The organism is Ensifer adhaerens, assembly GCF_013283195.1.
Lineage (GTDB): Bacteria > Pseudomonadota > Alphaproteobacteria > Rhizobiales > Rhizobiaceae > Ensifer > Ensifer adhaerens_G.
On the sequence record NZ_JABEKT010000001.1, the window covers coordinates 1,578,496 to 1,599,337 of the forward strand.

Sequence of the window (20,842 nt, forward strand, 5' to 3'; positions counted from 1 at the left end):
ATATATGACCTACTGGCCGCCAGCCAGTTTCGCCATAACGTTGGGCAAGGCTGCTTCCAGCAAAACCATCTCCGCTTGCGGGCCGGTGCTGACGCGAATGCAGCGGTTGAGCGGAGCGACGCCGGGCATGCGGATGAAGATGCCGTGGTCGCTCATCAGCGTATCGACGATCGCGCGCGCATAGACCGCGTCGCGCCCACAATCGATCGCAACGAAATTGGTGGCCGACACGAGCGGCGACAAGCCGTTGTGTCCAGCGATCTCAGCGATGCGTTCGCGCGAACCCGCAATCCGCGCCGTGACCGTTGCCAGATAATCCTGATCCGCGAGTGCCGCGACTGCTGCTGCGACGCCGATCCTGTTCATCCCGAAATGATTGCGGATCTTGTCGAACGCCTGGGCGGTCCCGGGCGTGGTGATGACGTAACCGACCCGCGAGCCCGCAAGCCCATAGGCTTTCGAGAAAGTCCGGGTTCTCACGACATTGGGCATGTCGATGAACGCGTCGGTCGCCGGCAGGGCTTCCGCCGGCGCCGTCTCGCAATAGGCCTCATCCAGAATGAACAGCGTGGTTTCCGGCAACGCCTTGGCGAATTCGACGATACGCTCGGCCCCCCACCAGCTTCCCATCGGGTTATCAGGGTTGGCGAAGTAGACGAGCGGGGCGTTCTCCTTTTTGACCGCAGCAAGCAAGCCGTCTAGATCCTCGCGATCGCCGACATAGGGCACCGTCACCAGCCGTCCACCATGCCCGACGACGTGGTAGTTGAACGTCGGATAGGCGCCGAACGAGGTGACGACCGGCATGCCGGGTTCGATCACAAGCCGCACGATCTGGCCTAGCAAGCCGTCGATGCCTTCGCCGATCGCAATGTTGGCGGCCGAGACACCAAGTCGAGTGGCCAGCGCCTGCTTCAGATCATGGTTTTCCGGGTCCGCATATTTCCACGTTCCGGTCGCCGCCTCCCGCATCGCCTGCACGACGCTTTCGGCAGGCCCGAAGCCGCTTTCGTTTGCACCGATGCGGGCCGCGATGGCGCGTCCGCGCTGGCGCTCGATGGCCTCGGGTCCGACAAACGGAATGGTGGAGGGCAGGGATTGGATGAGTGGCGTGAAACGAGTAAAGGCGGACATGCTGGATATAGGGCCCCGTTCGAACAAAGTTCGCGGAACTTACTGCATAATTCCCTAAATCGGAATCGATTTGAGGGCAAAACGATGCCGCGATTCAAAGTGTTGCAGCAACGTTTGCCCGCCTAAGCGGACACGCAGCCCTGCAACGCATGCTTTGGTGATGCGGAACAGCCTTGATGAGAAAATAGCGACGCGGATTGTAGCGCTTCGACGGGCGAGAGCCAGCAGGGCAAGACCTAGCGGCGCTTGGGTGCATTGGCGTTCTGGCCGGTAAAGAATTCCTGCCGGATGATCTCGCGCAGCAGGGTCTGTTCGATCGGCTTGATGAATTGCACGCCGATGCGCTCGCCGTTGCGATAGACCTCGGCGCAGCCGATGCGAAGCGACGTGCCGATGATGTGGAGATAATAATGCTGTGGTAGGCCGATCGTGGTCTGCACGGCAAAGCTCGCGCCGCCACGCGAGATGTCGATCATCCGACAGGTGCGGACCGACACGCTGCCAAGCCCCGGCTGTACCGTCGTCAGGGTGGCGGCATGGCCGATGGAAAAGCGTTCGTATCGACGCTCGTAGAACGGCGAGGGCACGCAGGAATACATCGTCTGCTGCATCTGTCATTCTCCGCCTGCGCCGGATCGCGAAATGCGATCATTCGGCCTTCGATCGTGGGCAATTCATTTGTCCACGCTTAATCCTCGCGTGAATGCCGAGGTAAGTCGAGTGCAGTTTCGGTGCAGAAGTTTGCAATCCCCTGAAGGAGATCGATAAAAATGTAACGTCGGTCGTTTTCCTTGAGGCGAAGCCGGCGGGGCTCAAAAACCACCGCTTGAAAATTGCATGCGGATCAGCCGGCTGACGAAGTCCGGGGCGAGCAGCATGTTGAAGCGCACGCCAAGCTCAGCACCGCTACGATGGACCTGAGAGCAGCCGATCTCTTCCTTGAACCCGTCGATCTGGAGGAAGAAGTGTTTCGGCACCATCAGCGCGGCATTGAAGTCGAGCATGGCGCCGGCGATCGAAATGTGACGCAGCAGGCATTGATATTTGGTCTTTGCCTTGAGGTGCTGGCCGATGATCAGGATTCGGCAGGGACGCTCAATGAAGTAATGTTGATACGTGGTTGCCAGCTGCCCTGGCTTCGCTTCCGCGACATGCATTTTCATCGACATGGCAAGCTCCGATAACGCATAGCCTTTCCTTGGCGCAGGAGATGCATCGCGCCCGCCCGGAATCACCCGGCGCAAGAGATGCGGCGTCTGAGTTAAGGTTGCCGACTTGCTTCGACCTTGCGGCGCAGGCCGGAGGACGAGGCTCAAAAAATATGGCGAACGGGGACATTGAAAGCCTCTGGCTCATACGTAATAGTTTCATCAGGGCATGACTGTGGGGCGGTGGCATCGTTCCGAAATGCCGGCAATGGGGTTGTGCGCCTCCTGTCTCCTGCTCCCGAAGAGCCAGGATGTGAGGGAGCGCCGGAGGGAAGAGCATGATTACGGGGCAACTCCCGCGGTGGCGTTCATTCGTCATTCTTTTCGTGGCCGTGCTGGCCTTTGCGCCGACGGATGTCCTGGCCGCAAAACGCGTCGCCCTGTTGATTGGCAACGAGAAGTATGAGGCGACCTCGCAACTCAACAACCCCGCCAATGACGTCGAGCTGATGAAGGCCTCCTTCGAGGAGGCCGGTTTCGATTCCGTCACCACGGTTCACGATGTCGGGCGCCAGGCTATGGTCAAGGCGCTGCGGGATTTCGAAGACCTGGCAACGGGCGCCGATGTGGCGATTGTCTACTATTCCGGCCACGGCATGGAAATGAACGGCCAGAATTTTCTTCTACCGACCGACGTAAAATTGCAGACGGACAAGGATATCGAGGACGAGGCGGTCGGGCTCGATCGGGTTCAGCGTTCGCTTGAGGGCGCGACCAAGCTCAAGCTGGTGATTCTTGACGCCTGTCGCAACAATCCGTTCGAGCAGAGCATGACGCGCTCGATCTCGACGCGGGCAGTTTCGCGAGGTCTCGCGCGGGTTGAACCGGAATCGGCCGACCTCTTGGTCGCCTTTGCCTCCAAGGCCGGCACAGTGGCCCTTGACGGCGAGGGGAAGAACAGCCCCTTTGCCACGGCGCTTGCCAAGTATCTCACGGAGCCGGGCGTCGATGTGCGGATCGCCTTGGGCAAGGTGCGCGACGAGGTGGTTTCTGTCACCAACCGCGGCCAGGAGCCCTTTGTCTATGGATCGCTCGGTGGCGCGCAAATCTTCCTGAACATAAAGGAAGTCAACATCAGCATCACCAACAACGGCGAGCAGCTCTCGCCGAACAGCCAGTCGGCCGCTGCCGCCGACTGGCAGAATATCCGCGATCTCGCCGACAAGGACCTGATTGCCGCCTTCCTCGCCAAGCATGGAACCGATCCGGTCTACAAGATGCTGGCGGAGAAGAAGCTGAAGCTTTTGAGCGAGGCCGAGCAGACATCGAGCGTGACACCTGACGAAATCGCCTGGGACGCCCTGAAGCAATCGACCGATGCCGCAGCCCTCACGCGGTTCCTCGAGCGTTATCCCGACAGCAAGCATAAGGCGGAGGCGGAGCAGCAGATCGCGGCCCTCGAGCCGCAAAAGGGCCTCAACATCTCGCAGACCGGCAAGGACACGCAGGCCTCGCGCGACTGCTATCTGCTGGCAGGCGAACCGCAGTCCATGCCCGGTTTCGTCGGTGTGAATTTCCTGAAGCTTGATTCGGCGCGCGCACTGACCGCCTGTGCCCAGGCGGTCAACGAGAACCCCGACGACATGATGCTCGTCAATATGCTGGGACGAGCGCAGGACGCCGGACGCGATTACATTGAGGCGCGCCGCAATTACCAAAAGGCCGCCGACGGCGGAAATATGTATGCGTTGACCAACCTGGCCTGGTTCTCCGTCTACGGCACCGACGGGGCCGTCGATGTCGATCAGGGCAAGCGAATGTTCGAGCAGGCGGCAAAGGCCGGCAATGCCTATGGCCAGGCATCGCTCGGCTGGCTCTATCGCGAGGGTTATGGCGGCATTGCCCGGGACTACGAGGAAGCGGCGAGGTGGTATCAACTGGCCGCCGACCAGGGCTACGCCAATGCCATGGCGACCGTCGCGTGGTTCTATAGAGAGGGGCTTGGCCTGTCGAAGGATCTGGCGCAATCGCTCGCCTGGTACAAGAAGGCAGCCGAAGGCGGCGACGTCAACGCGATGTCGTCACTCGGTTGGGCCTATCAGAACGGGCTTGGCACCGAGCAGGACTATGTGGAAGCCAAGACCTGGTATGAAAAAGCGGCCAATGTCGGTGACTCCTATTCGATGGCGTTGCTTGGCTGGTTCTACGATGTCGGCACCGGCGTCGCCCAGGACTATGCTCAGGCGCGCATATGGTACGAAATGGCAGCGAATGCCGGCAGTGCCTACGCGATGGGAAATCTGAGCCGTCTTTATGACTATGGGCTCGGCACCAAGGCGGATGCGAGGGAGGCTGTGCGCTGGGCGGCAGCCAGCGTCGAGGGTGGTGACCCAGCCAAGCTTCAGGAATTGAAGTCCCAGCCGAGCAATTTCACGCCTGCCTTCCGCAAGGAAATGCAGGCGCTGTTGAAAGACCGCGGCCTTTACAGCGGTCCCGTCGATGGGGACTTTGGAGCGGCGACGCTCGATGCGATCGACAGGCTTTCCCGGAAGTCATGAATTGATCCCCGGCGGCAAGCTCTTGATCAGGGCGCCACTGGCATTGTCCGAGCAGGGGAGGCATCGCAGGCAACGCGAGAGCGATCCGTATCCGCCGGCATTTTGTGAACAACGCCTTTGCCGGGATCGTGTGGGATCAAACGTGCCGCGATATCGAACTAATCGGCGCGGATTTTGATGGGAACTGTGTCGATGTCGCCTCAGGCAGCTTGTCGAGCATGGGCGAGATCCGGTTGCTGGGTGCGTCCACCCGCTGGAAAACCATCGGCGGTCGTGCCGGATACCAGGGCGAAAATGGGGCAACTCCCGTTCGCGGGCTCTACATCAACACCGGCGCTGCCGATAATTTCAAGTTCATTGTTATTCGTACTCCTAATGGCGCTATTGCGAACGGCGCCACCGGCTCTACTCAAACTTGGCTTGGAGTTGACGGGGAGCCAGACCGAGTATCCCTTTCGAAGTAGTCCGACGCGGCCAACGATGCGGCAGCAGCGTCGGCCGCCGTTCCGGTTGGTGGGTAGTACCGGAACGGCTCGGCTCTAATGGTCCGCACCGTTTAGTTCGGGGTGAAGACCACGTTTATCATCTCGTAATTGTTGGGGAGCTCTTCGCCATCATAGGGCGCCCCAATGCCTTCGAGGGTCAGGTGCTCACAACGATAGCCATGATCCTTCATGTAGTCGACAAAACCCTTGGGCGTCCGGTTGGAAACAGCTTGCAGGGCACGGGGGTTGAGTTCGCTCATAATCAGTGGGCGAGAACTTCTTAAAACGTTCGATGCGCCGTCAAAGGCGAGTGGTTCGGCGCCCTCGATGTCAATCTTGATGAAGTCAACTTTTCGGTCGCGGATGACGTCATCGAGCGTGAGAACTGGCGTCGGTTGCAGTTCAGCACCAGCGTTGCGGAATTGCTCCTGCAGCCAGCCTTCGGGGAGTGTCCACGTTCCGCCTGGGTTGTCAGAGTTGTGGCTCCATCCGATCATCATCTCACCGGGTTCGGAACCGAGTGCTGCGTTGTACGATTCAAAATAGGCGTCAAACCCGTTGTCGTGCATTGAGCGACAAAGAGCTTTGTACGTCTGCTCGCGCGGTTCAAAGGATATTACCTTGCCCTCAGTACCAACTAGGCGGGCGGCGCGAGTGGAGAACCAACCAATGTTTGCTCCAATGTCTACGAAGGTCATTCCCGGCTTGACGCTGCGATCAACGAATGCGGTTTCCACCGGCTCGTACCCACCGAACACACAGTTGCGCGACACGCCGCGATCGCCGACATCGACGTGAAGTAGCAGGCCGTCGACTTTCGCGCGAACCCAAGAGTTGGGCGGGTAATCAGCCGGATTCTCTCCCATGCGAGCGCGCATGATTTCTTGAAACTCGATGCTCTCGACAAAGCCCTTGATGCGTTCGGCAAAGGCAGCCTCGAGGTCGCTGACGAAGTATGGTTCGATGAAGAAGCTCTGAACGGATTTTTCTGGCTCTCGGCCTAGTATGCCTCGATACGAGGCTCGAATGATCGCCTCCATAACGCGGCGGCCGGCTGCGTCTTGTTCGCTAATGTATGACTCGGCAAGGGTCATTTCTCGTCTCCCCAGTTAACTCTTTTAAACAGCGGGTGTTTTCGATGCGTAAATCATGCCAGCAAAGGGGTCGTGTCGTTGGGTCATGTTGAAGACCGCGAAACCGTAATCCTGCAGATGCTTGATCAGGGTTTCGTCAGTCTTTTCTGCCGACCACCATTTGTGCCACTCGATCATGAAGATGTGCACATCGGACAAAAGGCCGCTGGCCGCAAGATCGTCGAATATCTCGAACTCCGAGCCTTCGCAGTCCATTTTGATGACAATGGCCTGCCCGTTCGCCTTAGCTATTTTGATGATCCCACCCAGTACGTCCGAAGCTCTCCTGACGGAAATAGTGGTCAAGTTCTCACCACCGTTACCATGAATGGAGGTACCGATTGTGGTGTTTTCATTATAGGCCACGGTCTTAGTTTCCGTCGCGCCGGACAGACCGAAGTTATACGTGTGAATCTTGTCAGCCAGAGCGGGATTGAGGGAGATGTTTTCCTGAGCGCGGTTAAAAGGCGCCTCAAATGGTTCGAACGAATGGACCTGCTCGACTTTATCTCGGTCGGCAAAGTACAGGGTGGAAAACCCTACGTTCATGCCTATGTCAATCACGCAACAGCGTTCCGGCGTTCTGAAGTCGTATGTATTGAGAACGTGGACTTCGTCAACAATCTGGAAATCTTCCATGTTCTGGAGGTGCATGTTGACGCCGTTCATTGTCAGGACAAGGGTATCGCCGATGTTCGAAACTAGCGCACCGTATTTGACCATATGGTGAAATCGACTGGATGCGGTCAGGAAAAATTCATCAAAGACCAGTTGTGTGTCGGGTGATCCAGCAACTCCAAGATAGTCTTTGTGGGCCTTTAGACGGCGGTCCAGCATCCTAATTTCTGTCCGGCCGTAGTTCGCGAATCGAAACTCATATTCTCCATGGTCGGTGACTTCAAAATCGAGTTCGACAATGTGGGATTTCGCCTTAAGGCCCAACGGAGAAAACTCCTTCCGGGCGACTATAGTTTGCCCAACGTCACAACAGACGTCGACGTGCCCTGCGGCGATCGGCGAAATTCCAAAACTCAGAATCTTGAACTGCGCGGTGTATTTCCCTGCCGGCAGTGGAATGTACGGTCCGGATACGGCGAACGCGTTACTCTTCGGCGTTCATCAGTCGAGCACTCCAGTCGTCGTTCAAAAAAATCCAGGGTGCTTAGCACGACCGCCCCGAAGCCACTAGCCAATTATCGGATTATTCCCATCAATAGAGCCCGTCTTAAAGCGGCGTGAGTCACCACCACCCGCAGTCCCCGTGACCTCTGCCACAACTGACGAGGTGCATTAGCCGCTTAACAAAGAGGAAGTTCTGTATGAACAACCGGTGCATCAACGTGGCAGTCCTTGCGCTTGTCAAACAGTGGGACGGCCATAAGACGAAGGCTTATCGGAACGTTGCTGGCCTCTGGAGCGTCGGATACAGCCCCACCAGCGCGGCAGGGGCTCCGCTGGTGGGGCCGAGTTTGATCATCACCGAAGCGCACTCGGAAGAGATCCTGAGCGCCGATCTCGCAACGTTTGAGGCGCGATTCTCAAGCATGGTCAAAGTGCCGCCGACCGACGACCAGTTCGCAGTTCTCGTTTCCTTCGATTTCAACACCGGCAGGCTCGGCAAATCGACGCTGCTGAAGAAGCTGAACAGGGGCGACTATAACGCCGTGCCGGCCGAACTGATGAAATAGGTTAATGTTGGCGGTAAGCGGGTGACGAGCCTCGTCAACCGCTGATCGGCCTAAGTGGGGCTTTGGGCCAAAGACGAATTCGTCTCCACCAACACACAGCCGACCGGGCCGAAGGCACCGGAAGTCGTGACGAAGGAAACGTCGGTTGGGCGGCAGGCATCCTCTAGACGATCGCATTCGCCTTCACCGGCAATGGTCCGCTGCAGTGGGCGTTGCCGGCGGTGCTCGTCGTTGCCTTTGCGATCGGCGCTTCCTTCTTCATCCGCGGTCGGCTCGATCCAGCATGGTCGCCTGGCCGAAAATCATTGCAGGCGGGCCGGGGCTCGCCGGTGTCCTTTGGCTCGTCTTCGCCATTCGCGAGGACGGCGTCCGCTCGGTCACCAATGCATTCGAAAGGCAGAACAATACGGCGGCACATTCCACGGGCGTTTCTCTCCCTGAGTATGACGGTTGCCCTAACGGTCTGCGGGACTTTGGCGCGGGTAACTGCCGCCGGCCGTTCAACGAAAGATAGACCGGACAGTTGTCGGCCTCTGCGCCGGCGGCGTCTGGGCGAGTTCGAAATGCGTGAGGCATGGGAAGGGCGCTAGATGGCACCAGCGAATGTAGATGCGGCGGTGCGCTACCAGCTTGGCGAACTCGCGGCGGAGATGCGTACACTGCGCGACACGATGCGCCGGATACAGGAGCGCGCTGACCGAGCGGAGGACAAAGCGGCGGAAAGTCGAGCGGCACCGCGTCGACGTATGGATGAGCTTATCGGTCGCGTCGTTCATCTAGAGACATCAACCGCCACGATCGTGGCAGATGTTGCCGAAATGAAGCCGGTTACCGACGGCGTGAAGCGGTGGAAGCCGATGGGTATCGGCGCACTCGGTGTCACTGGCATTGTGGGAATGGCGCTCGGCGTCAGCTTCGGCGAGGAGATACGCGGAATTGTGCTTGCCATCGGCGGCAGGTTTGAATTGGTACAACTCTTAGGTTGTGAGAATTTAAGTATTGGGTTGTTGCGAGAGCTACTTCGCGCTAAAAATTAGTTCGACGGGTGTTTGGACTACAGCGGGTACATTTTCGCGCAGTTGGTCCATGGAGACAGTCACACAATCTTTAATTTCGGTGGCGTCGCCGAAGCGAAGATCTACCGCGCTCCCGGTGTCCCGATGCATCGCGCTGCGCGCGACGGCTTGGCCTCACTCGTTCCAAGCAATTGTTATCCTGGAACGAACGACATCCTGGTTCTTTCTCTGGGTGAGATTGAAAGCCAGGCGCAGATACCGAAGCACGCCAGATTGAACGGTCGATCAACGCTTGAAGAGGTCGATGCTTTCTGTGACCGGTTGGCCTTGCTGAGGAAATCTCTGAAAGCCGATAGGTCCTTGTTCTCAAACTTTCTCCGCACATCTGCCAAGGTCGATCGGTAGTTTTGACAACTCCGCGGATTGCCGAGATTCGTGTTGCTCATGACTACGTAGGTATCTAGTACGCCGTTGTCGCCCAGAATCTCTTCTCTTCATCGATCCAGTCTTTGAGCGCCTCGGTCGTCATCGGCGTTTCTCGATGCCCTGGCTCCTGCATTCTAGGACATGGTCAATCGTGCTCATATGTGCGCTCCCGCTGGCCGAAGTTCCAGTTTCCCATCTGCCTTAAATGCCCCCCCAGTCTAGGCAGTGGCGTGCAATGGTTGAGTGCACCGTAAACTTTCGCCCGGTCCCCCCTTAGTTTGCAGTTTTTTGCGGAACGGGCTGTAAAACCTATTTGCGTTCCCATCTGTTCAAGGTACGTCGCTGTTGTTGAAAAATCTGCTGTTTGTCGATTTCGCGCAAAAAAGCCTTGCAATCAAAGGCCCATCGCCATAGTGAGACCTCAACGGAGAGGTGGCCGAGTGGTCGAAGGCGCTCCCCTGCTAAGGGAGTATACCCGGAAGGGTATCGAGGGTTCGAATCCCTTCTTCTCCGCCATTATTTTTTTGGGCCACAGGCGATCCCAATTGCATCCGATTTTTCAAAGATTTGAAGCAGTCCCTAATGAAGGGGTCTGTTGTTGCTGTGACTCAGTCGAGTAACCCAGACATGTCTTGGGACACATTCGGCTAGGATTCGAGAAGACGATAAAGGCTGTCGGCCAGATGTCCGCCCTTCCGGGGCAGCCCGTCGAGATCGCGTGCATTGAAGCGCCCCCCAGTCACGCACGATCTGCAGGATCACACTGCCCAATCGGGCGGCATCTGAGCGCCCGCCGCCGTCATGGATCGAGGCAAGCGCCATGAGCCGACGAGCTTGGCTCGCATCCGTTGTCTGTCGGGCCGAAAGGCGCAGCCTCTCCCCTTCAAAGTCCGCCCGGAACGAAACCGCTGAACCCATCGCAAACCTCCTGTCTGCACCCTCGATCGAGACTCGTCGGCTTTTGGGTATCCCGTCAGCCAATATCAATGAGGTTTGGTATTACGCGCTAATTCCTTCAGTATCTGCAGTCCGTTAGCTCTGTGGTTCTGCCAAGAGATTTGAACTTAGAGCGTAGTTTTGGGATTCTATGCCGATCACAGGCGATGTTGAGCGACATAATGCTTTAGTGATGGCGTGTATGGCTTCTGCCGCGACCTTCAGATTTGTAGGCGTTACATAGGGGAGTGTGATGAAGAAGTTGCTGCTGTGCATTTTGGCAGGTTTGGCGCTTGCTGGCTGTTCATCGACTCAACAGGGTGCCGGCATCGGCGCAGCAACCGGTGCAGTCGTTGGTGGCGCTGTGAGAAACGACGTCCGTGGTGCGGCCGTTGGCGCTGCGATCGGCGGCGTGTCAGGGGCGATCATCGGAAATGTGGCTGGCCAGCCGGGCCAATGCCGGTTCCAGGATCGTAATACCGGCCGTGTATATGTTGCGCCCTGCCCACGTTGAACCGGCGTGTCGCGATGACGATCAATCGTGCTCCGCGGCTGCGGAGTATACTTCGAGGATCGTTCAAACCGGTTCTGTGACGCGGATTCTTCCTGCGCGGCTCCTGTGGTCGGCTTCCCTGAAAAGTGATTGGTGCGGAATGTTGGCCTTCAGGCCGGGGAGCCTAGCCGGGCTTTCCGGATAAGACATCAGGCCGGCGGCCTGGGGTGCATGCCAAGCCGGTGTCCAACCACCGCCAAGAAAGCACGCGACCCGAAATGCGAGATTCCAGCGTCCTCCCGGGACGCGCCCTTTGGCTCAACGGAGGCACGATATGGCCACTGCCAATGCCGCATCCAAGACCACGATGCAGAGATTTCTCGACGCTGTCGAGAAGGTGGGCAACATGGTTCCCCACCCTGTGGTCATCTTCCTCATTCTCATCGGCATTGTCATCGTCCTTTCGGCTGTGCTCGGCGCTTTTGGAGCGGCGGTCACCTACGAGCGCATCAACCCGGATACGCACGAGATCGAACAGGCATCGACGGCAATCCGCAGCTTGCTGAATGTGGAGGGCATCCGCTTTCTCTACTCGTCGCTCATTCCCAACTTCATGAGCTTCACCGCCGTGGGGCTGATGATTGCTGCCATGATCGGCGCGGGCGTCGCCGAGGAATCCGGTCTGGTCACCGCGCTGATCCGCAAGCTCGTCATTGTCTCACCGCGCTGGGCGCTGACCTATATTCTGGCCTTCGTCGGCATCCTGGCAAGCATCGCGGCTGACGCTGGTTATCTGGTGCTGATCCCGCTTGCCGGTGTTGCCTATCTCGCTGTCGGACGACATCCGCTTGCGGGCCTCGCGCTCGGCTTCGCAGCCGTGGCCGGTGCCTTCACGGTCAACATGCTGATCAAGCCTCTCGATGCCGTCCTCGTCGAATTCACCAACGATGCGGCGCATCTTGTCGATCCCAACCGGTCGATCGGCCTGGCATCCAATCTTTGGTTCTCAATCGCCTCGGTGGTGTTCCTGACGGTCGTGATCGCTTTCATTACCGATCGCATCATCGCACCGCGGCTGGGAGAGTATAATCCTGAGGCCGCCGAAGGCGGTGTTCAGAATCAGGGAGCGACCCTCTCCGAGCAGGAATCACGCGGTCTGCGCTTTGCTCTTTACGGGCTCATCGCCCTCCTTGCGGTGTTCCTCCTTCTGACCATCCCAAGCGGCGCGCCGCTGCGCAATCCCACCACCGGCGAGCTCATTGGCAATTCACCGTTCATGAACGGCCTGATTGCCCTGATCATGCTGATCTTTCTGGTGACGGGATGGACTTACGGCATCGGTGCCGGAACGATGCGAACCTTGGCGGAGGTGATTGCGGCGATCGAGAAGTCGATCAAGAACATGGGCGGAACGATCTTCTTGTTCTTCGTTCTCAGCCAGTTCGTTGCCTATTTCACCTATACCAACATTGGCACGGTCATGGCCTTGAGCCTATCGGGTGCCCTGCAGGCTGCCAATATCGGGCCGCTGCCGCTCCTGATCGGCTTCATCGTCGTCGTCGCGATCATCGACCTGCTGCTGACAGGGGCGATTGCAAAATGGGCAATCTTCGCGCCTGTCTTTGTGCCGCTGTTGATGAAGCTCGGCGTAGAGCCGGAAGCGGTTCTGGCGGCCTATCGTGTCGGCGATTCTCCGATGAACGCCATCACCCCGCTCAACGCCTATTTCGCGCTCGTTGTCGGTTTCGCCCAGAAGTATGACAAGTCTGCCGGCGTGGGCACAATCGTCTCGATGATGCTCCCCTATGTCGTGCTGATGTTCGTGCTTTGGACGGGCCTCTTTGCGGTCTGGAAGGCACTTGGCCTGCCGTGGGGCCTGTGAGGGTCCATTGGCAACTCTGATCGAAACACCATGCAAACAATCGGATGGATATCATGAGCAACATCTCAATTCCTCTCGACGTCGCCGCAGCGGAAGAACATCTGATGCGATTCCTCTCGGTAGAGGGCGTTACCGGACAGGAAAAGAACATCGGTCTGGCTGTGTGTGACGCCCTGAAGAAAATCGGGGTGCCGGACTCAGCCATTCGCTTCGATGACGTCAACAAGCGCATTCCGTTGCCGACCGAAACGGGCAATCTGATCGTGGATATTCCGGGAACGCGGCCCGGACCACGGCTGCTCTTTTCCACGCATCTCGACACGGTACCGCTTTGTGCCGGCGCTAAGCCAAGGCGCGAGGGTGATCGCATTGTGTCTGACGGGACCACCGCGCTCGGCGGCGATGCCCGCACCGGCGTTGCCCTTCTTGTGGTTGTTGCGGAGACATTGATCAAGCACAAGCTGCCGCATCCACCGATCACCCTGTTGTTCACCGTGCGTGAAGAGAGCGGGCTCCATGGTGCAAGGGAACTCAACCCCGCTGACCTCAATGGCGCGGTCATGTGCATCAACGTCGATGGCCAATCGGCTTCGGATCTGATCGTAGGTGCGGTCGGGCAGGAGAATTGGGAAGTCGAGATCACGGGCAGGGCGTCGCATGCGGGCGTTGCGCCGGAGAAGGGTATCTCGGCGACGCTGGTCGGAGCAATGGCGCTCGCCGAGGCGAAGCGCAGCGGTTGGTTCGGCAAGGTGGTCAAGCCGGACGGCCGAGGCACGAGCAATATCGGCATCTTCGGCGGCAAGAACGACAAGCCTGCCGGCGACGCCACCAACGTCGTAACCGATTACGCTTTCCTCAAGGGTGAGGCGCGCAGCCCCGAAGCCGCATTCGCGACGAAAATCGCCAACGGCTACAAGGAAGCCTTCTCGAAGGCGCAGAGCGAGGTGACGGACGACAAGGGCGATACGGCCGAGGTGAAATTCAGCCACAAGCCGTCTTATCCGCCATTCGAACTGGGCAAGGACACGCCGATCGTCAAGCGCGCGACCAAGGCGCTAGGGATCCTCGGCATCGAGCCGGTTTACGTCTTTTCCAATGGCGGCCTGGACGCCAATTGGCTCGACAAGCACGGCGTGCCGACCATCACCATCGGTGCCGGCCAGGCCGAGATTCATACCATCAAGGAGTACGTCAATCTCAAGGAGTACGAGAAAGGCTGCCGCCTGGGCATCCTTATGGCGACCTTGGATGACTAGCGGTTTCGCTGGGCTGTTCGCCGGTGGAAGAGGGCGCCTCTGCGGTCGATCCCTGACCTGACAGTCATCAAGGCCACGTCAGGTCCGGAGGCCGTTGACTGCTCGAGGCGAACTCACCGGACGTAGTGTGTATGTCGACGTTGCGTGGACAGCGCGGCTGTGTGGTTTGGACGGCCCGAAGGGGCCAAATGAGGAGCGGAGCGATTGAGCCCGATAGCATACACCGCCACCATCATCGCCGTTGCCGTCGTTCTGTTCGTCTGGAACAAGCTGCCGGTTGTGTTCGTGGCGATGCTGACCGCATTGGCGCTGTGGGCGACCGGTGTTCTCACACTTGGTCAGGCGCTTGGCGGATTTGGTGATCCGGCCGTCATCTTTATCGCATCGCTCTTCGTCGTCAGCTCGGGACTCGAGGTCACCGGTGTGACGGCCTGGGCCGGGCAACTGCTGATCCGCGGCGCGGGCGAAGAAAGCCGCACGCGCCTCCTGCTCCTGACCATGGTGCTCGTCTCGCTTCTCACCGCGCTTATCAGCGTCAACGGTGCCGTTGCGGCGCTTCTGCCTGTGGTGGTCGTCATCGCTGTCCGCCTTCGGCGGAATTCCTCGCAGCTGCTCATGCCGCTCGTCTTTGCGGCGCACGCCGGCTCCATGCTCGCGCTGACGGGAACGCCGGTAAACGTGCTGGTGTCGGAAGCAGCCATCGATGCGGAGGGGCGTGGTTTCAGCTTCTTCGAGTTCGCCCTTGTGGGTGTTCCGCTTCTGGCCGGGACGATGGCGATTATCGTGCTGTTCGGGAAGCAGCTTCTGCCCGAGCGCAACGGTGCCACCATGCCTGCCGACTTCAGTCAGCATGCAAAGACGCTCGTCGAGCAATATGGCCTGGCGAGTGGAATCTATCAGATGCGTGTGCGCGCAAGCTCGCCCTTCGTGGGTGCATCATCGTCCGCAGTTGATCTTTCTGCCTATCCAGGGCTGCAGCTCGTTGCCATTCAGGAGGGTGAAACGGCCGGTCCTATCAGGCGGCAGCAGCTGGCCGAGGGGGATCATCTGCTTGTGCGCGGCGAGGCTGAAAGCGCCGCCGTATTCGCCGCCGAGATGCATCTCGCCTTTCGTGACGAGAAGGCGGGGGGGCAAGGCGAGGAAACGCTTTTCAATCGCAGTTCAGGCCTAGCTGAAGTCGTCATCCCGCCACGCTCCGGGCTCATTGGCGAAACCGTCTTTCCGGGCATGGTTACCGACAGCGGCGACTTGATCGTTCTGGCGGTGCAGCGCGCCGGGGCGCAAATCGCAGCCGGAAGCGCAACCAGGGATGCGGGTGGTATCGTGCTGCAGGCCGGTGACACGATGCTTCTGCAGGGAACCTGGAAGGCGCTTGACGTTCACCTGGATGATCCGGACGTGCTGGTGGTCAATTCGCCGGAGCTCGTCCGCCGTCAAGCTGTTCCGATGGGACCGGGCGCGCGCCAGGCGGTCATCATCCTGTTCGCCATGGTTCTGCTTCTCGCCACGGGCCTTGTGCCGCCCGCAGTGGCCGGCCTGCTCGCTGCCGGTGCGATCATCTTGTCGGGGATCATGAGCGTCGAGCAATCCTATCGCGCTGTCGGCTGGACGACTGTGATCCTCGTGGGTGCGATGATGCCGCTGTCCACTGCCATGGTGCAAACAGGCGCGGCAAAACTGATGGCAGAGCATTTGGTCAACCTCGTTGGGGATGCCGGCCCGATCGCACTGCTCGCCGGTTTGTTCGTCCTGACGGCGATCATGGGACAACTGATCAGCAACACAGCAACCGCACTGATCGTTATTCCGATCGGCGTGGCGGCAGCGACGGCCATGGGTATTTCCCCGCGTCCGGTGCTTATGAGCACCGCTGTGGCGGCGGCCGGGGCGTTTCTCACTCCCATTGCAACGCCGACCAACCTGATGGTGATGGGGCCGGGTGGTTATGCCTTCACCGATTATTGGAAGCTTGGATTGCCTCTGCTGATCTGGTTTTTCGTCGTCTCCGTGTTCATCGTACCGTTGATCTGGCGCTTCTGATCTTCGGGGGCGCGCCGCTCGCTCGCTGCAGCCCGTTTGAGTTGCCGTAGCTGTTTCCGGGACAAAACATGCCGCAATTCAAAGCGCTGCCGCGACCTTTGCGCATCCTGAAAGGCGCGCGTTGCTGCAGCCCCAGGGGGGGGTGTTCGCCGCTCGTATTCTTCGGCTGGATATCGGCGAGCGGCGTCGGCCTGAAGCGGGCTGCATCGATCCGCTTGCTCGCGATCAGCCTATTTCGATTTGACCAGCCCTGAGAAACCGGCCACGGCTAGAAGGCTCAAGGCCCAGCCTATGACCGACTGGAAAAAGTAGTATCTCAAGGTGAATGTGCCTGTCGGCTTCAACGAGTTCGCTCGCCAGAACTCCTTTTGTCCGATCGACAGCACCGGCAGGAGAACATCCAGCGAATACATGATCGAATTGAATTCCGGGTAGCTGGCAGCTTCCGGCTGATTGCGAAAACAGGAGAGTTGGTTCTCTCCGGCGTCGGCACGTCCGGCCAGGACTTGTGCACTTGACGGCATATAGCGGCTTTCGCTCCGCTCGATATCGCACAAGGTCCATTCAAGCGATCGCAGGATAACTGGACTGTTCGGTTTCATCGCGCCATTCTGGTAGGCGAAAGCAAACACGCCTGCGCCTATCGCCCAGAAAAGCGTAAGCCAAACCAACGCCAGCAGCGGCTGGCGCCCATAGCTGAGCGTTCCCGCCAGTATGGCGTCTATGGTGGCCAGCATGGCGCGCAGCACTGGATTCCGGGTGCGTGCCCGGCGCGCGCGGCGTTGCAGGCGTTCCTTGGTGATCAGAACGGCGCGGGCTTCCTCGTCGTGGCCCATCTCTCGCAGCACCATCGAAAGCTGCTCGTAAGGCTGCGGCCAGAAATCCGCCTTCCATCGTTCCGGGGTTTGCCGTGACAGCCAGTCGAGCCGACTTGCCGCATCGACAGGGCCGCCGATGAAGGCGCCGTATTGGCAACGGTTGAGCAACAGATCGCCGCGCTGTGGCCAGCTTGCCTGTTCGTCGTCGATCGCTCCCATCGTCGTGGCCGTCAAGTCGAGCGTACCGGCAACAGACGCGTTCTGCCGCAGGAAGAACGCGCCAGCGATCGTGGTGCGGTTGAGGCTCAGTGCATAGCCGCCGGGCTGGGAGAGCGACGTCGAAGTGCAATCGACGTCTCCACCGAAGCGGGCGCCCAGCACGCGAACTTCGCCGATGATGGTCGCGCCCCGCAAGGCAAGATCGCCCCCTGCCACGATTGCATCGCCGTTCAAGGCAATTTCGCCGGGGCGCTCGATTCGAGCCCCCATTGCGTTGACGTCGCCGTCGAGGCGAGCCGCCGAAAGGTTGATCCCGCCACGCACATTCGCGCCGCGCAGGAGAATGCCGCCTCGGGTTTCCAGGCCACCAGCGTCGAGCGCGATTCCGGAAGATGCAGAAATCGACGCGCCGTCCGCCTCGATGTTGCCGCCGAGGCGTGCGCCCGGGATCCGGATTTCACCGGTTATCGTCGCGCTGCGCAGGGAGACGCAGCCGCGTGCTTCGAGCCGTTCGGCCTGCAATCCGGGCAGGGCCGAGCCATCCAGGAACAGGTTGTCGATGATGGCGGAGCGCAGCACCGGGGATGCTTCGAAGTGGCAATCCTTAAGACCGATATCGCGGGGTATTCGGCATCCCTCGAGGTCGAGAATGCCGGTGATCCAGGCTCCGCTCAGCCGCAGCCCCTTCTCGTGCAAACGCAGGCCGTCCTTGCCAAGAATGAGCAGGCGCAGAAGATCCGCGCGCACGATCCGCTCGGGGTCTTCCCGCTCCGGCCGCAAGCCGTCGCCCAGCCTGTCGAAGTCGCCGAGCTGTAGGTGGGCAACGACCTTGGCTTCGGCGGCGCTAAGTGGATGGAAACTGGAAGCGGTCGGGGCGACGGCAACGTTAGATCCATTCTCCGGGGCTTTCTCGTTCATGAGCCTGGCATCCGTGTTGCGCAACCTATGGAGGCTTGCCGCTCCGTCGGTCGCCACGAGCCCGCCTGTGGCATTCGCTGCGGCCGGCAGGCAGTCATGACGCGTCTGTTCATGCGATCGTTTCCTCCGCCATGACGCTTGCCCCTATCCTTATCGGATCCCAGGCGCGGTTTTGCCGTAACGCAGACCGCATCCATACCAGCGATGCGAACCGCGATTGTCCCGAACATGCCCTCCGACGCAGCGGGTTTCGACGACCGAACCATTTGATCGCGCGGCGCGTTGCCGGTTCGCTGCTGGTATTGTGAGTGATTGATTTCCCCGTTTTAAAGGCGGGTCAAGAGGTGTTGGCTGCCGCAGGTGACCTTGGGTGTCGAAAAGCGCAACGATGCGGCGGCGTATCGGACCAGAAGCAAAGTTTCTGGATTCAGTGCCGATCACAGTTCGACCCAGGCGATGCTAAGCTATCGAAATCATGCATCAATGCCCATCCGGACCGGCTTATGCACGGCATTCGGATTGAGGCCAGCCGGTGGGGGAGTGTGAGTTGAGTTGCCTGCCTTGAGTGCGCGCTACCAATCCTTCATCACCTGCCGAAAGCCTGCGCGATGCAACAAGACCACGAAACAACGCAGCGACGCCTAGTGGGATTTCCGGAGAGCCTGATCGTTCTCTGGGGCTTTCTGTTCGTTGTCTGGCTGGTGATCAATTCCTCGGTGGAGCCGCCGATCGTCGTAATCGGCGCGCTGGCATCACTGGCCTTGGCCGCGATATTCGTGCGCCGCGGCGATGTCTGGAGGCTTGGGCTGACGCCGCGCAAGGTCTTCCATTTTCTCGCGTACACTGGTGTTTTCTTCGTCGAGTTGGTCAAAGCCAACATCGAGATGTTGCGCTACGTTTACGCGCCGCGAATTGATATTCGCCCCGGCATCGTCAAGGTCAAGATGCCGCTCAGGTCGCCGATAGGCCGCCTGGCTTTGGCCAATTCGATCGCGCTGACGCCCGGCTCGCTTGTCATGAATCTGCAGGGCGATGCGCTGTTCATTCACTGGCTTGACGTGAAAACCACCGACCCGGATGAGGCGACCCGAATGATCATCGGACCCTTCGAGAAGCACCTGGGAGCGGTTTTTGGCTGAGATCATCCTGCAGATCGCCGTCGTTCTGATTTTCTTCAGCATCGTCTTTGGCGTCGTACGGCTGGTTGTCGGGCGCACCACGATCGACCGGGTCGTTGCCATCGATATGCTGTCGGTGGTGACGATCTCGCTGATTGCGCTCTATGCCCATATTTCGGGGCGCTTCGTCTACATCGATGTCGCCCTTGTCTATGGGTTGCTGAGCTTTCTCGCGGTCCTCGCTATTGCTCGCTATCTGGAAAAGGGGCCTTGATCATGCTCGAAATGCTGATCCTTTTGGTCTGTGGCAGCATTCTGGTGAGCGGCGTTCTTGCGGTCATGCTCAACAACCTCATGGCTGCGATGGTCAGCGCCGGGCTCGCAAGCCTGTTTGCTGCCGCCTCCTACGTTCTTCTTGCCGCGCCCGATGTCGCCATGGCCGAGGCTGCAATCGGTTCGGGCCTTGCGACCTTGATTTTCCTCTACGCGATCCGCAAAACCGGCGGGGACGTGACGGATGAGTGAACTGATCGGCAGTATCGTGATCCTTGTCGGCGCATTCTTCCTGTTTTCCGCCGGTGTCGGCCTGTTGCGCATGCCCGATGTCTTCACGCGCATCCAGGCGGGAACCAAGGCATCGACCCTGGGCAACATCCTGGTTCTTGCCGGTCTCGGCATCTACCACCCCGGATGGTCTCTGAAGCTGCTGATCATCGCGTACTTCGTTCTGATGACCAATCCGTTGTCGTCGCATGCGCTGTCACGCGCCGCCCATTCGATCCGCACCCCGATGGCTCGCACAACAGTCGTTGACGCCCTGCGGGACGAGAATGACGCCTCCGCGGCAAAGGGTTCCTCATGAGACGCGTGTTCATCCTGCTCGTCGTCGCGGGGTTTGGCGTCATCTTTGCCGGGCTGGTCACCGGCTATAGCGAGCGCCAGGCGTTGTCGGCTCTGGCGACGTTTTACCTGACGGAGGTTCCGGTTGATCTCGGTGCCGCCAATGTCGTGACCGGCATTCTGATCTCGTTTCGGGGTTTCGATACACTGGGTGAGGTCGCGGTGCTTTTCATGGTGGCTGCGAGCGTCGGCGTCATCCTGGCAAGCGAACCGGGTGACAAGCCGCTCTTGCTGCCCGCCATCGGCGGCAAAGGGCAGGGGCCGAGCGAACTGGTGCGCAACGGTGCCGAGGTGGTGCTTCCGCTCATCTTCCTTTTCGGTACCTACGTGATCATGAACGGTCACCTTTCGGCCGGCGGCGGCTTCCAGGGGGGGGCGGTCGTTGCCTCCGGCGTGATGCTCATGATGCTCGCCTATCCCACTGGACCGCTCCACCATGGTTTTCTCACCATCACGGAAACGCTTGCCGGCGTTTTCTATGTCTCCATCGGCATCCTGGGCATGGTCTTGGCCGGTGGCTTTCTCGACAGCCACATTCTGCCGCGCGGCGAGTTCGGGACACTGTTCAGTGCCGGGGCCATCCCGCTGATATCGATGCTTCTCGGTATCAAGGTCGGCGCGGAATTGAGCGTCATCATCGACCGGTTCCGCAACTGAGCCGTGGGCGACAAGGG

General features: G+C 59.4%; 19 protein-coding genes and 1 tRNA gene. 14 read left to right on the top strand and 6 right to left on the bottom strand.

Annotated elements, in window-relative coordinates; translation table 11 throughout:
• Positions 1–9: 9 nt before the first annotated feature.
• The 3 genes from LPJGGPFB_RS07425 to LPJGGPFB_RS07435 form a co-directional block, all read right to left on the bottom strand.
• Positions 10–1,134, bottom strand: a complete 1,125-nt coding sequence (locus tag LPJGGPFB_RS07425) for a pyridoxal phosphate-dependent aminotransferase (protein ID WP_173419400.1) — start codon at positions 1,132–1,134, stop codon at positions 10–12.
• A 236-nt stretch (positions 1,135–1,370) separates the two neighbouring features.
• Positions 1,371–1,745, bottom strand: a complete 375-nt coding sequence (locus tag LPJGGPFB_RS07430) for a PilZ domain-containing protein (RefSeq protein WP_173419401.1) — start codon at positions 1,743–1,745, stop codon at positions 1,371–1,373.
• Between the two features lie 201 nt (positions 1,746–1,946).
• Positions 1,947–2,369, bottom strand: a complete 423-nt coding sequence (locus LPJGGPFB_RS07435; protein ID WP_345791035.1) for a hypothetical protein — start codon at positions 2,367–2,369, stop codon at positions 1,947–1,949.
• A gap of 251 nt (positions 2,370–2,620) precedes the next feature.
• Between LPJGGPFB_RS07435 and LPJGGPFB_RS07440 the strand changes: the two genes are divergently transcribed.
• Complete coding sequence (locus LPJGGPFB_RS07440; RefSeq protein WP_173419402.1) at positions 2,621–4,840, top strand: caspase family protein; 2,220 nt, start codon at positions 2,621–2,623, stop codon at positions 4,838–4,840.
• A gap of 104 nt (positions 4,841–4,944) precedes the next feature.
• On the top strand, positions 4,945–5,304 hold the full coding sequence (locus LPJGGPFB_RS07445; protein WP_173419403.1) for a hypothetical protein: 360 nt from the start codon (positions 4,945–4,947) through the stop codon (positions 5,302–5,304).
• A 92-nt stretch (positions 5,305–5,396) separates the two neighbouring features.
• Here LPJGGPFB_RS07445 and LPJGGPFB_RS07450 read toward each other — a convergent pair whose 3' ends face one another.
• Positions 5,397–6,419, bottom strand: a complete 1,023-nt coding sequence (locus LPJGGPFB_RS07450; RefSeq protein ID WP_173419404.1) for an FkbM family methyltransferase — start codon at positions 6,417–6,419, stop codon at positions 5,397–5,399.
• Positions 6,420–6,443: 24 nt separating this feature from the next.
• Positions 6,444–7,400 (bottom strand): FkbM family methyltransferase, encoded by a 957-nt coding sequence (locus tag LPJGGPFB_RS07455; RefSeq protein ID WP_173419405.1) that lies wholly within the window; start codon positions 7,398–7,400, stop codon positions 6,444–6,446.
• Positions 7,401–7,777: 377 nt separating this feature from the next.
• On the opposite strand from LPJGGPFB_RS07455, the gene LPJGGPFB_RS07460 reads away from it, so the two are divergent.
• The 7 genes from LPJGGPFB_RS07460 (at position 7,778) to LPJGGPFB_RS07490 (ending at position 16,195) form a co-directional block, all read left to right on the top strand.
• A complete protein-coding gene (locus LPJGGPFB_RS07460; protein WP_173419406.1) occupies positions 7,778–8,146 on the top strand; it encodes a lysozyme in 369 nt (122 codons plus the stop codon).
• A gap of 590 nt (positions 8,147–8,736) precedes the next feature.
• Complete coding sequence (locus LPJGGPFB_RS07465) at positions 8,737–9,183, top strand: DUF1515 family protein (RefSeq protein WP_173419407.1); 447 nt, start codon at positions 8,737–8,739, stop codon at positions 9,181–9,183.
• Positions 9,184–10,014: 831 nt separating this feature from the next.
• Positions 10,015–10,104 (top strand) — tRNA-Ser (locus tag LPJGGPFB_RS07470).
• A gap of 673 nt (positions 10,105–10,777) precedes the next feature.
• Positions 10,778–11,038 (top strand): YMGG-like glycine zipper-containing protein, encoded by a 261-nt coding sequence (locus LPJGGPFB_RS07475; RefSeq protein ID WP_173419408.1) that lies wholly within the window; start codon positions 10,778–10,780, stop codon positions 11,036–11,038.
• Between the two features lie 313 nt (positions 11,039–11,351).
• The gene (locus LPJGGPFB_RS07480; protein WP_173419409.1) at positions 11,352–12,899 is read left to right on the top strand and encodes an AbgT family transporter; all 1,548 of its coding nucleotides are present in this window, start codon (positions 11,352–11,354) and stop codon (positions 12,897–12,899) included.
• A gap of 53 nt (positions 12,900–12,952) precedes the next feature.
• Positions 12,953–14,155 (top strand): M20/M25/M40 family metallo-hydrolase, encoded by a 1,203-nt coding sequence (locus tag LPJGGPFB_RS07485; protein ID WP_427857708.1) that lies wholly within the window; start codon positions 12,953–12,955, stop codon positions 14,153–14,155.
• Positions 14,156–14,359: 204 nt separating this feature from the next.
• Positions 14,360–16,195 (top strand): SLC13 family permease, encoded by a 1,836-nt coding sequence (locus LPJGGPFB_RS07490; protein WP_173419411.1) that lies wholly within the window; start codon positions 14,360–14,362, stop codon positions 16,193–16,195.
• Between the two features lie 230 nt (positions 16,196–16,425).
• Here the strand turns inward: LPJGGPFB_RS07490 and LPJGGPFB_RS07495 are convergent, their stop codons facing one another.
• The gene (locus LPJGGPFB_RS07495) at positions 16,426–18,150 is read right to left on the bottom strand and encodes a hypothetical protein (RefSeq protein ID WP_173419412.1); all 1,725 of its coding nucleotides are present in this window, start codon (positions 18,148–18,150) and stop codon (positions 16,426–16,428) included.
• Between the two features lie 608 nt (positions 18,151–18,758).
• Between LPJGGPFB_RS07495 and LPJGGPFB_RS07500 the strand changes: the two genes are divergently transcribed.
• The 5 genes from LPJGGPFB_RS07500 to mbhE are packed head-to-tail and all read left to right on the top strand — an operon-like array spanning position 18,759 to position 20,825.
• Positions 18,759–19,289, top strand: coding sequence for a Na+/H+ antiporter subunit E (locus LPJGGPFB_RS07500; RefSeq protein WP_173419413.1), 531 nt, complete (start codon positions 18,759–18,761; stop codon positions 19,287–19,289).
• Complete coding sequence (locus tag LPJGGPFB_RS07505) at positions 19,282–19,542, top strand: MrpF/PhaF family protein (RefSeq protein WP_077503993.1); 261 nt, start codon at positions 19,282–19,284, stop codon at positions 19,540–19,542. Before LPJGGPFB_RS07500 ends, LPJGGPFB_RS07505 begins: the two co-directional genes overlap by 8 nt.
• A 2-nt stretch (positions 19,543–19,544) precedes the next feature.
• Positions 19,545–19,793: a hydrogenase subunit MbhD domain-containing protein gene (locus LPJGGPFB_RS07510; protein ID WP_173420980.1), complete on the top strand. Its 249-nt coding sequence runs from the start codon at positions 19,545–19,547 to the stop codon at positions 19,791–19,793.
• Positions 19,786–20,130, top strand: a complete 345-nt coding sequence (gene mnhG, locus LPJGGPFB_RS07515) for a monovalent cation/H(+) antiporter subunit G (protein ID WP_173419414.1) — start codon at positions 19,786–19,788, stop codon at positions 20,128–20,130. The genes LPJGGPFB_RS07510 and mnhG overlap by 8 nt, the downstream gene beginning before the upstream one ends.
• Entirely contained in the window at positions 20,127–20,825 is a 699-nt protein-coding gene (mbhE, locus tag LPJGGPFB_RS07520; RefSeq protein WP_173419415.1) for a hydrogen gas-evolving membrane-bound hydrogenase subunit E, read from the top strand. Before mnhG ends, mbhE begins: the two co-directional genes overlap by 4 nt.
• Positions 20,826–20,842 lie beyond the last annotated feature (17 nt).